Genomic DNA, 15,417 nt, shown 5'->3' with positions numbered 1-15,417 from the left:
GAGAAGTGTGCGATGAGCAGCAGCAAGACCGAAATCTCCGACGGCGCGGCGTCCGAGTTCGTGACCGCCGTGATCGGCGGCCAGCTGTTCGGCCTGCCGATCTCGCGGGTGCAGGACGTGTTCATGCCGGAGCGGGTGACGCGGGTGCCGCTGTCGTCGGCCGAGATTGCCGGCGTCTTGAACCTGCGCGGCCGCATCGTCACCGTCGTCGACATGCGGGCGCGGCTCGGCCTTGCCAAGGCCGATGACGGCAAGCCGCCGATGGCGGTCGGCGTCGATCTGCGCGGCGAGTCCTACGGCCTCCTGATCGACCAGATCGGCGAGGTGCTGCGGCTGCCCGAGGCTGGCCGGGAAGAGAACCCGGTCAATCTCGATCCACGCATGGCGAAGTTTGCGGGCGGCGTGCACCGCCTCGACGGCCAGCTGATGGTCGTCCTCGATGTCGATCGCGTGCTCGAACTCATGCCCAAGGCGGCAATCGCCGCTTAGCCCCTCAACCGTCTCATAGGAGAGACAAAATGAAAACCTGTCTGGTCGTGGATGACTCCAGCGTCGTGCGCAAGATCGCGCGCCGCATCCTGGAGGAGCTGGGCTTCTCGGTCGTCGAGGCGGAGGATGGCGAGCAGGCGCTGGAGCTCTGCACCAAGAGCCTGCCGGACGCGATCCTGCTCGACTGGAACATGCCGGTGATGGACGGCTACGATTTCCTCGGACGTCTGCGCCGGATGCCGAGTGGCGAGACCCCGAAAGTGGTGTTCTGCACCACCGAGAACGACATCGATCACATCTCGCGCGCGCTGAATGCCGGCGCCAACGAATACATCATGAAGCCGTTCGACAAGGAGATTGTCGCCGCGAAGTTCCAGGAAGTCGGTCTCATCCAGGCGCTCTCAGCCGAATCCGCCTGATCCCCTTCGTCTGCCCAGAAGAGGCCGTCCGTGAACCAGCCAGATTATGAATTCCTGCGCAAGCTGCTTCGAGATAAGTCAGGTCTCGATCTGTCTGCCGACAAGCAATATCTGATCGAGAGCCGCCTGCTGCCGCTCGCACGCAAGGCCGGTCTCGCCAGCATCAGCGACCTCGTCCAGAAGCTGAAGGACGGATCGAGCACGCTCATCAGCCAGGTCGTCGAGGCGATGACGACCAATGAGACGTTCTTCTTCCGCGACAAGGTGCCGTTCGATCACTTCCGCGACGTGATCATGCCGGAGCTGTTGAAGGCGCGCGCCAATCGCAAGTCGATCCGGATCTGGTGCGCGGCCTGCTCGACCGGACAGGAGCCGTACTCGCTGGCGATGTCGCTCAAGGAGATGGGCGCTGCCCTCAGCGGATGGCGCGTCGAGATCATCGCGACCGACCTGTCCCAGGAGGTGCTGGAGAAATCCAAGGCTGGCCTCTACAGCCAGTTCGAGGTGCAGCGCGGGCTGCCGATCCAGCTCCTGGTCAAGTACTTCAAGCAGGCCGGCGAGCTCTGGCAGATCAATTCCGATGTGCGCGGCATGGTGCAGCATCGCCAGCTCAATCTGCTGCACGATTTCTCGCAGCTCGGCACCTTCGACGTCGTGTTCTGCCGCAACGTGCTGATCTATTTCGATCAGGATACGAAGATCAACATCTTCGGCCGGCTCGCGAAGCTGATGGAGCCGGACGGCTTCCTGGTGCTTGGTGCTGCGGAAACGGTGGTCGGTCTGACCGACGTGTTCAAGCCGCTGGCGGACCGTCGCGGCCTGTATCGCCCGAGCGGGGTGGCCTCCACGGCGAAGGCGCCGCTGCCGGGCGCCAGGGTCGCGGCCGCCGGCACCTAGATCTCGCCGTCACGACACCAGAGCAGGACACAAAGATGTCTGAAGAGAACAAAGGTACGGAGCGCGTCACGTTCAGCCGGGGCTACGATGTCTGCATCATGGGCATCGACGGCACCTGGCGGCGCGATTGTCAGCTCAACGCCATCTCGGACAATGACGCAGTGCTGACCGTCGAAGGATCGATTCAGGGATTGAACCTCAAGGAGTTCTTTCTGCTGTTGTCCTCGACGGGCCTGGCCTACCGTCGCTGCGAGCTGGTCCGGGTCAACGGCGCCGAGATGGACATTCAGTTCATCAAGGGCAAGAACAAGAAGAAGCGTGGCGCATCCTCCGGCCAGGAAGCGACCGTCAACTAAGTCTCGTGGCTGTGGCCCGGCGGATCGTTCGCCGCCTGCACGTGACGGTTCTGGCATCGAGCTGGTGCGACGACCTGCCGAACCTCCTGCGCAAGTCCTAAGCGGGCAGGCCGTTTTTCGGACGCCGTTTTTACTTGGCCGCAGGATCGGATGTGTATGACGAGGAAGTCAGTCAATTTTGCCAGGAACGACCAATGTCGGTCATGAGTTCGGAACCTGCGACCAGCCAGCCCGGGGCTGTGGAGGAGGGCGATCGGCGCGCTCTCCAGCTTCTCGTCGTCGACGACGACGCGGCACAGCGGACATTGATTTCGCTCGCGGCCAAGCAGGCCGGCCATGCAGTCACGGTCGTGGCGACCTGCAACGATGCCATCCGCGAGGTGCGCGGCAAGCGGTTCGATTGCGTGACGCTTGACCTGATGCTCGAGGACGGAGACGGCACCGAGGTCCTCAAGGCGATCGCCGACAGCCGCTTCGCGGGCTCCGTGATCGTGATCAGCGGCATGGACGCGGCGCGGCGCATCGCGGCGCGACTCTATGCCCGCTCGCTCGGGATCGATCTGCAGAGTCTGCCGAAGCCGGTCGATCTGGCCGCCTTGCGCATCTACCTCGCCAATCTCGGCAAGACGGCGCTCGGCCTGCCGGTGGTTCACACCTGGGGCGGCGTCGCCGCCGAAGGTGTTGCCGCAAAGCATCGGTCTTGAACGGACCATCCGGTCATGCTCGCGGGTCGTAAAGATGGTCAACGCTGCGGCTCAGCCGCAGCGTGATCAAAACAAGGGCAATGCAGGCGACGGGCCTGCGTCCCTGTGTCGAATGTCGTGCAGAAATCCAATCAGCCGCAGGACGGATCGCCCATGGAACGCGGGGGTCGCATCGTCATGGATCGGCGAGGCCCGCCCGCTCCGCGACTGACATCGATCATGATCGAGTCGGTCGCTCCCTGTTTTGCAAGGCAGCATGTGATCCACAAGGACTGCCTTGTGATCGTGTTCAGATCGTGTTCTCGTGATGGCGGTTGCCATCCGCAGCTACTACTTGTGGGTTGAGGTCATAAGCCGTACAAATACGGGTGCCCAAAACACCGCACAAGTATGGTATCATAAAACGCGCTTTCATTGTTTCTTCTCTCTTTGCAAGAGCACTCGCCCATGGCCGAACAAACAACTTCCCGCGGTGAGATTTTTGTCGTCGATGACGACCCAGCCGTGCGCGACACCCTCTCGATGGTTCTGTCGGCAGGTGGATATGAGGTGATCTGCTTTGCGGATGGCGCCGCGCTTCTGGCCGTGGCGCGAAGCCGGACGCCATCCTGCATTCTGCTCGACGTGCACATCCCCGGAAAATCCGGCCTCGACATTCTCAGGGAACTGCACGGCGAGGACTATCCGGCTCCGATCTTCATGATCTCGGGCCAGGGCGATATTCCGATGGCGGTGAATGCGATCAAGAACGGCGCGCTCGACTTCATCGAGAAGCCGTTTCGTGGCAGCGAGATCGTCGCCCGCCTGAACGAGGCGATCGGCGCCTTCGCGCGGCGGCAGAAGGAGAACGCCTCGCCGAAGATCGGCTCGCTGCATTTCCCCGGCCGAGAGCCGTTGACGCGGCGCGAGCGCGAGGTTCTCGAGCAGTTCACGGCGGGCGCCTCCAACAAGGAAGCCGGACGCACGCTCGGCATCAGCCCGCGGACGATCGAGGATCACCGCGCCAACATCATGAAGAAGCTCGGCGCGCGCAACGCTGCGGATCTGATCCGCATCGTGATGACGGCCTCCCGCGCCAATTGAGACCCGCAGCAGGGCTGCCGCGGGGCTGCCCTGTCATGGCCGGCCTGCCGGCCCCGCTCGTCAAGCGTCGGTCGCCGCGAGCGCCTTGCGGATCATCTTGGCCAGCTCGGATTTGCGATATGGCTTCGGCAGCAGCAGGATCCCCTCGTCGAGACGGCCGTGATGCACGACCGCATTCTCGGTATAGCCGGAGGTGAACAGCACAGGCTGGCCGGGGCGGATCCGCTGGATCTCGGACGCGAGCTGACGTCCGTTCATCGTTCCCGGCATGATGATGTCTGTGAACAGCAGATCGTAGCGCTCGCCCGCGTTGGTGATCGTGAGCGCCTCGGCGGCGTTGCCGGCCTCGAGCGTGGCATAGCCCAGCGCGTGGAGCTGAGCGAGAACGTAGCCGCGGACCAATCGATCGTCCTCGACCACCAGGATCGTCTCATGGCCGCCTTCGATGGGCGGCGCGGTTCCCGTCGTCGACACGACTGCGCCGTCGGTTCCGGGCGGCAGGTACATGCGGATCGTGGTGCCGTGTCCTTCCTCGCTGTAGATCCGGATATGGCCAGCCGACTGCTTCACGAAGCCATACACCATCGACAGGCCGAGCCCCGTGCCCTTGCCGGGACCTTTCGAGGTGAAGAACGGATTGAAGACCTTGTCGATGATTCCAGCCGGAATGCCGCTGCCGCTGTCGCTCACCGCGATCATCGCGTAACGGCCGGGCCGGACGTCGTCGTAGAGGCTCGCATAGTTCTCGTCGAGATCGCCCCAGCCCGTCTCCAGGAGCAGCTTGCCGCCATTCGGCATGGCGTCGCGGGCATTGAGCGCCAGATTGATGATGGCCGTGGCGAGCTGGTTGGGGTCGACATGCGCGACGCAGGCTTCGTCCTGGAACACGGACTCGATCTCGATCTGCTCGCCCAGCGTCGGCCGCAGCAGCTTCGCAGTGTCGATGATCAGCGTGTTGACATCGACCTCGCGCGGCTGCAGCGGCTGCCGGCGTGCGAAGGCCAGCAGATGCTGGGTGAGATCGGCGCCGCGCGCGGCGGCCTCGTCGATCATCCGGGTGATCGCGGCTAGCTGCGGTTCCTTGGCGACCGCGGCCGCGAGGATCTCGATCGTGCCGGTGATCACCGTGAGAATGTTGTTGAAGTCATGCGCGATGCCGCCGGTGAGCTGGCCGATCGCTTCCATCTTCTCCGACTGGCGGATCCGCTCCTCCGTCGCGATCTTGTCGGTCAGGTCGCGGAAGAAGCTGTTGAGCACGAAGCCATTGCGGGTCTTCAGCGCCGTGACGCTCGCCTCGGCCTTGAACTCGCGGCCGTCGCGCCGCTTCACCATCACCTCGCGCCGGCGTCCGACGCCGAGCGCGGAGGCCTGGCCGGTCATCACGATGCGACCGAGCGCGGCGCGCAACTCCTCGCCCTCGCCTTGGACCGTGATGACGTCGAACACGTCCTTGCCGATGATCTCGGCGCGCGACCAGCCGAAGATCTTCTCGGCCTGCGAGTTCCAGTTCAGGATCGCGCCCTTGTCGTCGATCTGCACGAACGCATCGAGCGCCGTTTCGACGATGTTGCGGGCGAGCTGCTCGCTCTCGCGCAGGGTCTCCTGCGCCAGCCGGCTCTCCGTCATGTCGCGCCCGATGAAGAAATAGCGCTGCACCGGCTCCGACCAGTTCGAGGTCCAGGACAGCGTGACGACGCGCCCGTCCTTGTGGACGTAGCGCCCGTCGGAGGTGCGTGCGCGCAACCCGAGGCGTGCGGCACGCAGCTCCTCACGGGCCTTGGCGAGATCGTCGGGGTGGATGAAATCGGCGCCGCTGCGGCCGATCATCTCGGCCGGCTTGTAGCCGAGGATCGCCTCCACGCTGGGCGAGACCTGCACCAGCACGCCGCTCCGGTCGGTGATCAGGATGAGGTCCTGCGAGGTCTCGAAGATGCGCCGGCGCTCTTCGGTCTGCTGCCGCAAGGCCTGCTCGGTCCTGCGGCTCTCGGTCATGTCGCGCGCGATCTTGGAGGCGCCGATGATCTGGCCGCTTGGCGATTTGATCGGCGAGACGCTGAGCGAGACCAGAACGGGCTCGCCGTCCTTGCGGATGCGCACCGTCTCGAAGTGCTGGATCCGCTCGCCGCGCGCCACACGCACCAGAAGATCCTGCGCCTCCGCCAAGCGGTCGGGCGGAACCAGGAAGTCCGCCTGGCGGCCGACGGCCTCCTCGGCGGAATAGCCCAGCATGGTCTCGGCGGCCGGGTTCCAGGCGGTGATGCTGCCGTCCAGCGCCATGGTGACGATGGCGTCGTTCGACGATTCCACCGCGGCACTGTAGAGGCGTTCGCGGGCCGCGAAATGGTCGCGCGCCGCCTCGGTCAAATAGTGCTCCTGGACCTCGCGCTCCAACTCGGCGGTCTTGGCGCGGACCTCCTCCATCACGCGCGCGAAGGCGCGCGCCAGCACGCCCGTCTCGCCGACCGCCTCGAGCGGGATCTTCACGGCCTCGCCGCGGCCGACGCCCTCGACCGCCTGCGTCAGCTGGTTGATCGGGCGCGTCAGCGAGCGGGCGACCACGAAAGCCAGCGCGGCGGCGCATAGCATCGCGATCAGGCCGACCTCGACCGCCGTCTTGCGGATGGCGAGCGCGGGCGCCATGAACGCAGTGTTCGGGATCGTTTCGATCACCGCGATCCATTCCTGCCCCGCCAGCAGCGCCGGCGCGAAGGCGACGCCGCCGGGGCGGTCGGCATCGTCGTGCACGATCCGCGCAAAGCCTTCCGCCGCGCCTGTCGCGTTGGCGAGCGCCGGAAAGTCGTCCTGCCAACGCGTCGATTGACCGCGCTTCGAGGCGAACTCGCGGTCGGATTCGGGATGAAACAGATAGTCGCCGCGGGCATTCACGACATAGATCTGACCGCCCGGACGCGCGGCCTTGCGCAGATGCGCGAAGATTGGACGCATGTCGAGATCGAGCAGCAGGATCGCGAACGGCTTGCCGTCGGGCCCGAACAGCGGCGTGCCGACGCACAGCATCGGCACGCCGGTCCTGGGGTCCGTCGTGTTGCCGTCGAGGACGATCGGCGAGATGCGGATGCCGCCGGGCGGCAGGCTCAACGTCTCCTTGATGTAGTTGCGCTCGCCGCGCGCGATCAGCTGGTTCTCGGGAACGATCCGGACGGCGTTGTCCGGCCCGAGCCGGTCGACGCGGATCAGCTCGCGATAATCGTTCTCGATCCCGACCAGGCGGATCATCGCGTAGGTCGGCTTGGCCTGCAGCTCGGCGAAATAGCGCGACGCGACGCGCTCGCGCCAGGACTGGGCGGGCAGTCCTTCGAGCGGATCCGGAATTCCGGTCTTCATCGTTCGCATCAAAGTTGCGAGGTTCGGCGTCGAGCGATACGCGGTGAGGTCGTTGCGCGCGTTCCCGACATAGTTCTCGAGCTCGGTCGCCATCAGGCGCGAATGCGATTCGATGCGGTCCAAAGCGCGCGGCAGCAGCGCCCGCTCGAGGCTGCGATAGCCGAGCCAGCCGACCGCGAACACGGCGATGGCGACCAGCAGGATCATCGCGATCGCCAGCCGTGTCGTCAGCGTCATGCGGCGGCCAAGGCCGCCGACCTCGCTCCCGCCCGGGGCGCCGCTCATCAGGGATGCGCCGGGTCGGCTGTCAGGAGTTCGGAGGAGCATCGTGGTCTGGCCGGGGTGAAGCAGTCTGCTTGCCGGCGGCGGCAAGACAATCGGACACCATCGTCAGCAGGGTCGCCGGCTTGAACGGCTTGGGCAATGCGGACACGGCTCCCAGCTTGGTGGCCATGGTAAGATAATCGGGCTCGGCCACCGAGCTCGGGGTTTGCGGCCGTCCTGACGTCATGATGATGGGAACGCTCGGGCTCCGCTTGAGGATCAGCCGCATCGCCTCCAGCCCGTCCATCCCCGGCATGAAGATGTCGAGCACCACCAGGTCGAAGCTCTCTTCGTTGAACCGTGAGAGCGCCTTCTGGCCGTCGCCGGCAGCCGTCACGACATGGCCGTCCCGCTCGAGCACGCGCTGAATGGTCAGCTGCATGACAGGGTCGTCATCCACGACCAGTATCTTCGCCACGCTCCGCGCTCCCCGAATGGCTGGCAGCAAGACCAACGGTCAGTTGTAAAGGTTTTGCCTAATTCCGGGCGCGCCGCAAGCGCTTCACGGACCAAGTCACATGCACGGTGAACTGGCGGGGATCGTGCGGGGGGGAAGTCGAGTGAACCGAGCTGTGTCCAGGGGCGCGCCATGGACCGCGCCCGTTGGGCCTGCTTGAAATCAGGCCGCTGCCTCCTTGTGAGGCACTCGCGCCGTAGTTGTACGGTTAGAACCCTTCACATTCGCTTAATTTGATCGATAGAAAGATCCAAAAGGTTCTCGTTTTGCTTGTGTTGGCCCTTGCGCCTAGCTGCATAAGCTTTGGGCACATTCGCGGCGACATGAATTTGGAGTGGAGGTCATTTCATGCTCGGCAATCTGAAGATCGGAACTCGGCTCTCCCTTGGTTTCGGCGTTCTGGTCATGATCGGACTCGCAACGGCCGCCTTCGGCTTCTGGCAGCTGGGAACCATCTCGACCAAGGTCCTCCGCATGGCTGACCAGTCGCAGAACGCGCTCAGCGTGGCGAAGATATCGGCCGATCTCCACGCCTCATCCCGCGGATTGCTTCGCTACCAGGCCTATCGCGATCAGGCGGCTTATGATGAGGCTGAGGTCCGGCTGGCAAGCGCGACGGCGACACTGCAGGAGACGATCCGTCGCACGGTGTCGCAGGAGCGGCTCGCCGCCTATCGGCTGCTGCAGCCGGAGATTGCATCACTTGAGGACAGGCGGGTGGCGCTCGGCACCGCCTTCCAGGCCTATTTTACCGCTCGCGACGCGTTGTTCGCCGATGGCGAGCGTCTCGCGGCCAACCTCCGCAAGCTGATCGATTCCGCTCAGGGCACGCCACATGCACAAGGGTTTGTTGCCTTGGAGATGAGCGTCAGCATGGCGCGTATTTTCGTTTGGCGGCACCTGGCTACGCACGAGGTGAAGCAGCGCGAAGGCTTCGCGGCAGAGCTCGGGCGGTTACGCGCGCAGATCGCAGCGCTCGAAACGCAGAGCGTGGGCGGGTCGGCGCCGCAGCTCGCGACCGTGAAGGCCGATCTTGCGACCTATGCCAACAGCTTCGAGCAAGCCTCCAGCAATCTGCTTCGCGGCAACGAGATCTATGCACGGGAAATTGCACCACTGACAACGGCGGCCATCGACCGCATCGAAAAGGTCGAGAGCGGCATACGATCGAGTTATGTTGCGACGGTCGCGGAAGCCATCAACCTGATCAAGGGGGCATCGGAGGTGCAGCTTGCCACGGCGATCGTCGCCGCATTGCTCGCCGTGGCCGGCGCTCTCGTGTTGACGCGCAGCATCAGCAAGCCGCTGCAGGTCCTTGTCGACGAGTCCGCACGGCTGTCGGCCGGAGATACCTCGGTCGAATTTCTCGGCGCGCGCCGCCGCGACGAGGTCGGCCAGCTGGCGGTGGCCGTCGCGAAGTTCCGCGACAATGTTCTGGCGCAACAGCAGGCGGCTCGGAAGGTGACCGAAGCGGCAGAACAGCGTGATGCCGTCAACCGGAACATGGAGCAGGCGGTCGAGGAGTTTCGCCGTGCGGCCGAAGGCCTGCTCGGCGAGGTCGGCAACAATGCCGCCCGGATGAAGCAGACGGCCAGCGTCCTGACCAGCATCGCGCAGCAGGCGACCGAGCAGGCCGGCTCGGCCGCTGATGCCTCGGGACGGACGGCGTCGAACGTTCAGACCGTGGCGGCCGCTGCCGAAGAGCTCGCAGGATCGATCCAGGAGATCGGGCGTCAGATCGATCGGTCGAATGCCACGGTGCGTTCCGCGAACACGACCACCGCCCGCTCGGAAAGCGAGATCGAGAGCCTGGCCCAAGCGGCGCAGAGCATCTCCTCGGTGGTCGACCTGATCCAGGCGATTGCGGCGCAGACCAACCTGCTCGCGCTCAACGCGACGATCGAGGCGGCCCGCGCCGGCGAGGCCGGCCGCGGCTTCGCGGTCGTCGCCCAGGAGGTGAAGTCGCTGGCGGAGCAGACAGCCAGGGCAACGCAGGAGATCGCCCAGCACGTCCAGGGTATCCAGACCTCGACCGGCAATGCGGTCGCCTCGGTAAAGCAGGTCGGCGTCGCCATGCGCGAGATCGACGAGGTCACAGGCGCGATCGCCAGCGCGGTCGAGCAGCAGGGCGCCGCCACCCGCGAGATCTCCGAGAACGTGCAGATGGCGGCGTCGGGCTCGCAGACCTTGGCCGCGAGCATCGCCACCGTCAGCGATGCGATCCGGCAAACCAACCGCTCGGCGGACCAGGTGTCGGACTCGTCGGCCCAGGTCTCGCAGGCCGCCGAGCGTCTGGCGGGCGAGGTCAGGAGCTTCTTCGTGAAATTGCGCACCGGTCCGCTGGATCGCCGCCAGGGCGACGATCCGAACTACATAGGACCGGAGCGCCGGCAGAACGCCGATGCCGGCAACGCCGGCAGACGGATGAAGATTGCGTGAGTTGGCCGCCCTGGCCAAGCGCCGGGCGGTCTGGAATGTCTTGGGGGTTGCAATGTCTGGTTTCGTTTCGAATGTGAAGATCCAGAGCCGGCTGCTCGCCGGCTTTGGTCTGATCTGCATGCTGCTCGGCTGCGCCGTCGGCTACTCGGCCTGGGCGGTCTCCGATGTCTCGGAGAAATTCCGCAAGGTCGTCGATCTCAGATCGCCGGTCGCCATCACCAGCACTCAGCTCGTGGCCGATCTTCATGCGACGCTGGCGTCCCTGCGCGGCTATCTGCTCACGGGTGATCCCGAGATGAAGCAGCGCCGCGCCGCGCTGTGGATGGAGTTCGACAAATCGATCCAGCAATTCGACCGCCTGGCCGCGGGCTTCCAGCTCGCGGAGAACCGCGCGCTATGGGGCGAGGCCAAGTCGCTGATCTCGGAGTTCAGGGCTGCCCAGGACAAGGCCGAAGCGATCGCCTTCACGGCTGACGCGTATCCCGCGACGAAGCTGCTCGGGACCGAAGCCTCGCCGCTGATCGCGACGATGTTCGCCGAGATCACCAAGATGATCGACGAGGAGAACGGCCTCGAGGCGACGCCCGAGCGCAAGCGCCTGCTGAAGACGATGGCCGACGTGCGCGGCAACCTCGCCGCGGCAGGCTCGCAGCTCCGCCTCTATGTCGCCTCGGGCGATCCCGCCGATCGCGACAAGGTCGCCGGCCCGTCGGCCAACTACAAGAATGCGATCGCGACCATCGTCGGTCAGTCCGCGCTGCTGACGCCGTCGCAGAAGGTGGCTTTCGACAAGGTCGTCAAGGCGAGCGAGGCGTTCGCACCGCTGCCGGACAGGATCTTCGCGATCCGGCAGTCGCCGCAATGGAACGCGGCCGTGTTCCTGCTGGCGACCGAGGCGGCGCCGCGGGCCAACAAGCTCCTCGAGCTGCTGGACGGCAAGACGCGCGCCGACGGCACGTTCGGCGGCGGCCTGAAGACCAATCAGCAGGACGTGCTCGTCAAGGAGTCGGCCGAGGTCGCCGCGACGGTCGAGCGCCTGCTGTTCGCCGAATGGACGCTGCTCGCCGTCGGCCTGGTGCTGGGAATCGGCATTGCGATCGCCGTCGCGCGCTCGATCACGCGGCCGATCCGGGAGCTCGTGACGGATTCCGCCCTGCTGGCCGAAGGCGACACGACGGTGGAGTTCAAGACCGCCGCGCGCGGTGATGAGATCGGCGATGTCTCCAAGGCTGTGGCGGTGTTCCGTGACAATGTGATCGCGCAGCAGCAGGCCTCGACCAACTATGTGCGCGAGTCCGAGGCGCGCGAGGCCATGAACCGCACGATGGAGTTGGCGGTCGAGGACTTCCGCGTCAAGTCGACCGAGCTGTTGTCCGAGGTCGATGACAATGTCGGCGTGATGAGGAGCACGGCGGAGTCGCTGACGGGAATCGCGGGCCATGCGACCGATCAGGCGGCGTCCGCGGCCGGCGCATCCGAGAAGACTGCCGTCAACGTGCAGACCGTGGCCTCCGCCGCCGAGCAGCTGTCGAGCTCCATCGTCGAGATCGGCCGGCAGATCGAGCTCTCCAACGCGACAGTGCGCAATGCCAATGCCACCACCGCCCGCTCCGAGGCCGAGATCGAGAGCCTCGCTCAGGCGGCGCAGAGCATCTCGACCGTGGTCGACCTGATCCAGGCCATTGCGGCGCAGACCAACCTGCTCGCGCTCAACGCGACCATCGAGGCGGCGCGCGCGGGCGAGGCGGGCCGCGGCTTCGCCGTCGTCGCGCAGGAGGTGAAGTCGCTGGCCGAGCAGACCGCCAAGGCGACGCAGGAGATCAGCCAGCACGTCCAGGGCATCCAGAGCTCGACCAGCAACGCGGTCTCCTCGGTGAAGGAGGTCTCGGCGGCGATGCGCCAGATGGCCGACGTGACCACTGCGATTGCCAGCGCGGTGGAGGAGCAGGGCGCGGCGACGCGGGAGATCTCGCACAACGTCCAGATGGCGGCATCGGGCAGCAAGATGCTGGCCTCCAACATCTCCACCGTCAGCGCGGCCATCGAGGAGACCAGCCAGTCGGCGGACAGCGTTCGCAATGCGTCCGACAACGTCTCGCGCGTGGCGGAAAATCTCGCGGCGGAGGTCGAGGAGTTCTTCATCAGGCTGCGCAGCGGCGCGTTCGACCGTCGCGTTGCTGACGACCCGAATTACCGCGGTCCTGAGCGTCGCGCCAAAGGGCGCACGGGGCGGCGGGTGGCCTGACATCGCGGTGCGGATCGGCCGGCCGCGGCGCTAGCCGCTGAGATAGTCCGGCCAGAGGCTGCGGATGGTGGCGAGATCGCTCAGCGTGCCCGTCAGGTGCTCGCGCAGATGCTTCTGTGCTGCGTGGGGCTGTCCCGCGGCGATCGCGTCCACGATCTGCTTGTGGTGGCGCAGGATGGTCTGCGCCTTGCCGGGCGAGGGCAGATGCAGCCGCCTGAGGCGGTCGATATGGCCGCTGCGGCTGCGCACCAGCGTCCATAGCTCGTGCTTGTCGGCGGCGGTGTAGAGCCGCTCGTGGAAGGCGTTGTCGACGACAGTGAAGGACGCGAAATCGCCGTCCTTCGCAAAGCGCCGCTGCTGGGCGATCAGCGCGTAGAGCTCATCGGTCGGCGCGGCGACCGGCGTCAACGACAGCAGGCGCACGATCTCGAGCTCCAGCGCCTGGCGCAGGAACTGAGCCTGCTGCGCCCGGCCGACATCGATGCGGCTGACCAGCGTCGCGTGCTGCGGGAAAACCTCGACCAGCCCTTCCTCGGCCAGCCGCATCAGCGCGTCGCGGATCGGCGTCGAGCTCAGGCCGAACTCGGACTGCAGCGCGGTGCGCGACAGCGGCGCCCCCGGCGGCAGCGCCAGCCCGATGATCTGGTCGCGCAGCCGCTCGAACACCTGCGGAGCCGCGCGCCGGCTCGGGTCGAGCCGCTCGGGCGGGAGGGAGGCAGGTGGCGTCGCGGGCAGGGCCATGAGGGCGAACGTCCGGCTGTAATGTCGCAGGCGACGAACAGTGCTTGTCAGAAATGCACTAATGCATTAGTGCATTTGGTGACCGGTCGTCAAGAAGGAGCCGGCGCGCGAAGGAGGGATGTCGCATGTTGGAGAAACTCGGGCGCTCGGTCCCGCGGGCCGGTCTGCTGGCGGCGCTGCTCGTCGCGGCGACCTGGAACGGTCCGGCAGCCGCGCAGCAGAAGACCGAGGTCTCGCTGTCGCGCCAGCCCGGCATCTTCTACATGCCGAGCCACATCATCGAGAAGAACAAGCTGATCGAGAAGCATGCCGCGGCGCTCGGCGTCCCCGGCGTCACCACGAAATGGCTGACCTTCTCCGGCGGCGGGGCGCAGACCGATGCGCTGCTGTCCGGCAGCGTCGATATCCTCAACACCGGCACCGGCAATCTGCTCTTGCTGTGGGACCGCACCCGCGGCGGCGTGAAGGGCATCGTCGCCACCTCGGCGCAGCCGATGACCCTGATCAGCCGTGACGCTAACATCAAGTCGATCAAGGACTTTGGTCCGACCGACAAGATCGCGGTGCCCACGGTGAAGGTCTCCACGCAAGCGATCGTCTTGCAGATCGCCGCCGCCGAGGCGTTCGGCGCCGACCAGTGGAACAAGCTCGACGCCAACACCGTGCAGCTCGGTCATCCCGATGCCTACACCGCGCTGACCAATCCGCAGCACGAGGTCCACAACCACTTCTCGATCCCGCCCTACACGTTCCTGGAAATGAAGAACGTGCCGGGCGCGCATGTCGTGCTGAACTCGCCCGATGTGATGGGCGGCCCGCTCAGCCAGGCGCAGTTCTTCACCACCACGAAGTTCGCCGACGCCAATCCGAAGATCATCCAGGCGGTGCGTGACGCCACGAGGGAAGCGCATGACCTGATCCGCAGCGACACCAAGACGGCGGTTGAGATCTACAAGGAGATCACCGGCGACAAGACCTCGGTCGAGGATCTGCTGGTCTGGCTCAAGGAGCCCGGCATGATGGAGTGGAATCTGGAGCCGCAGGGCACGATGAAGTTCGCGACGCATCTCGCCAAGATCGGCACCATCAAGACCCAGCCGAAAGCCTGGACCGACTATTATCTGCCGGTCGCGCATGATCTGAAGGGCAACTGATGTCCGCGCTCCTCGATGTCGATGGCGTCACGCTACGCTACAAGACCTCCAGTGCCGTGATCACCGCGACGGAGCGGGTCGGCTTCTCGGTCGATCGCTCCGACCGCTTCGTGCTGCTGGGTCCCTCCGGCTGCGGCAAGTCGACCTTGCTGAAAGCCGTCGGCGGCTACATCAAGCCGAGCGAAGGCCGCATGCGGATCAACGGCCGCGAGATCACCGGGCCCGGCGCCGACCGCATGATGATCTTCCAGGAGTTCGACCAGCTGCTGCCGTGGAAGACCGTGCTCGCCAACGTCATGTTCCCGCTGCTGACGGCGCGGCGCATGCCGCGCAAGGAAGCCGAGAGCAGGGCGCGCGCCTATATCGAGAAGGTCGGGCTGACGCGCGTCGTCGACGCCTATCCGCATACGCTGTCGGGCGGCATGAAGCAGCGCGTGGCGATCGCGCGGGGTATGGCGATGGAGCCGGACATCCTGCTGATGGACGAGCCGTTCGCCGCGCTCGATGCGCTGACGCGGCGGACCTGCCAGGACGAGCTGTTGCAATTGTGGGGCGAGACCAAGTTCACGGTGCTGTTTGTGACGCATTCGATCGCGGAAGCGATCAAGATCGGCAACCGCATTTTGCTGCTGTCGCCGCATCCCGGGCGGGTGAAGGCGGAGGTGATCGACGTCGACAAGGTCTCGGCCGAGGACGGCAGCGCGGCGCGGCTGGAGAAGCAGATCCATGATCTCTTGTTCTCCGAACCCGCAACGGCGCATTGA

General features: G+C 65.6%; 13 protein-coding genes. 10 read left to right on the top strand and 3 right to left on the bottom strand.

Annotated features, from left to right (window positions below):
• Positions 1-12 precede the first annotated feature (12 nt).
• The 6 genes from ACVILH_RS05785 to ACVILH_RS05760 all read left to right on the top strand — a co-directional run bounded on the left by ACVILH_RS05785 (position 13) and on the right by ACVILH_RS05760 (position 3,948).
• On the top strand, positions 13-489 hold the full coding sequence (locus ACVILH_RS05785) for a chemotaxis protein CheW (protein WP_456712042.1): 477 nt from the start codon (positions 13-15) through the stop codon (positions 487-489).
• Positions 490-518: 29 nt separating this feature from the next.
• On the top strand, positions 519-908 hold the full coding sequence (locus ACVILH_RS05780; protein ID WP_456712041.1) for a response regulator: 390 nt from the start codon (positions 519-521) through the stop codon (positions 906-908).
• Between the two features lie 30 nt (positions 909-938).
• Entirely contained in the window at positions 939-1,805 is an 867-nt protein-coding gene (locus tag ACVILH_RS05775) for a CheR family methyltransferase (RefSeq protein WP_456712040.1), read from the top strand.
• A 35-nt stretch (positions 1,806-1,840) separates the two neighbouring features.
• On the top strand, positions 1,841-2,161 hold the full coding sequence (locus ACVILH_RS05770) for a PilZ domain-containing protein (protein WP_456712039.1): 321 nt from the start codon (positions 1,841-1,843) through the stop codon (positions 2,159-2,161).
• A gap of 194 nt (positions 2,162-2,355) precedes the next feature.
• Positions 2,356-2,865 carry a response regulator gene (locus ACVILH_RS05765; protein ID WP_456712038.1) on the top strand — a complete coding sequence of 170 codons (510 nt, stop codon included), beginning with the start codon at positions 2,356-2,358 and terminating at the stop codon, positions 2,863-2,865.
• Positions 2,866-3,312: 447 nt separating this feature from the next.
• Entirely contained in the window at positions 3,313-3,948 is a 636-nt protein-coding gene (locus ACVILH_RS05760; protein WP_006612093.1) for a response regulator transcription factor, read from the top strand.
• 60 nt (positions 3,949-4,008) lie between these two features.
• Here ACVILH_RS05760 and ACVILH_RS05755 read toward each other — a convergent pair whose 3' ends face one another.
• Positions 4,009-7,620, bottom strand: coding sequence for a PAS domain S-box protein (locus ACVILH_RS05755; RefSeq protein ID WP_456712037.1), 3,612 nt, complete (start codon positions 7,618-7,620; stop codon positions 4,009-4,011).
• Entirely contained in the window at positions 7,601-8,035 is a 435-nt protein-coding gene (locus ACVILH_RS05750) for a response regulator (protein ID WP_456712036.1), read from the bottom strand. The genes ACVILH_RS05755 and ACVILH_RS05750 overlap by 20 nt, the downstream gene beginning before the upstream one ends.
• 387 nt (positions 8,036-8,422) lie before the next feature.
• Here ACVILH_RS05750 and ACVILH_RS05745 point away from each other — a divergent pair, with 387 nt between their 5' ends.
• Together ACVILH_RS05745 and ACVILH_RS05740 are read left to right on the top strand one after the other, a co-directional pair.
• Positions 8,423-10,513 (top strand): methyl-accepting chemotaxis protein, encoded by a 2,091-nt coding sequence (locus ACVILH_RS05745; RefSeq protein ID WP_456712035.1) that lies wholly within the window; start codon positions 8,423-8,425, stop codon positions 10,511-10,513.
• A 118-nt stretch (positions 10,514-10,631) separates the two neighbouring features.
• Complete coding sequence (locus ACVILH_RS05740) at positions 10,632-12,758, top strand: HAMP domain-containing methyl-accepting chemotaxis protein (protein WP_456716878.1); 2,127 nt, start codon at positions 10,632-10,634, stop codon at positions 12,756-12,758.
• 30 nt (positions 12,759-12,788) lie between these two features.
• Here ACVILH_RS05740 and ACVILH_RS05735 read toward each other — a convergent pair whose 3' ends face one another.
• Positions 12,789-13,499, bottom strand: coding sequence for a GntR family transcriptional regulator (locus tag ACVILH_RS05735; protein WP_456712034.1), 711 nt, complete (start codon positions 13,497-13,499; stop codon positions 12,789-12,791).
• 125 nt (positions 13,500-13,624) lie between these two features.
• Between ACVILH_RS05735 and ACVILH_RS05730 the strand changes: the two genes are divergently transcribed.
• Complete coding sequence (locus ACVILH_RS05730; RefSeq protein WP_456712033.1) at positions 13,625-14,653, top strand: ABC transporter substrate-binding protein; 1,029 nt, start codon at positions 13,625-13,627, stop codon at positions 14,651-14,653.
• The gene (locus ACVILH_RS05725; RefSeq protein ID WP_456712032.1) at positions 14,653-15,417 is read left to right on the top strand and encodes an ABC transporter ATP-binding protein; all 765 of its coding nucleotides are present in this window, start codon (positions 14,653-14,655) and stop codon (positions 15,415-15,417) included. Before ACVILH_RS05730 ends, ACVILH_RS05725 begins: the two co-directional genes overlap by 1 nt.

This window comes from Bradyrhizobium sp. USDA 4353 (assembly GCF_054063215.1).
This window is presented reverse-complemented; position numbering and strand designations above follow the sequence as displayed.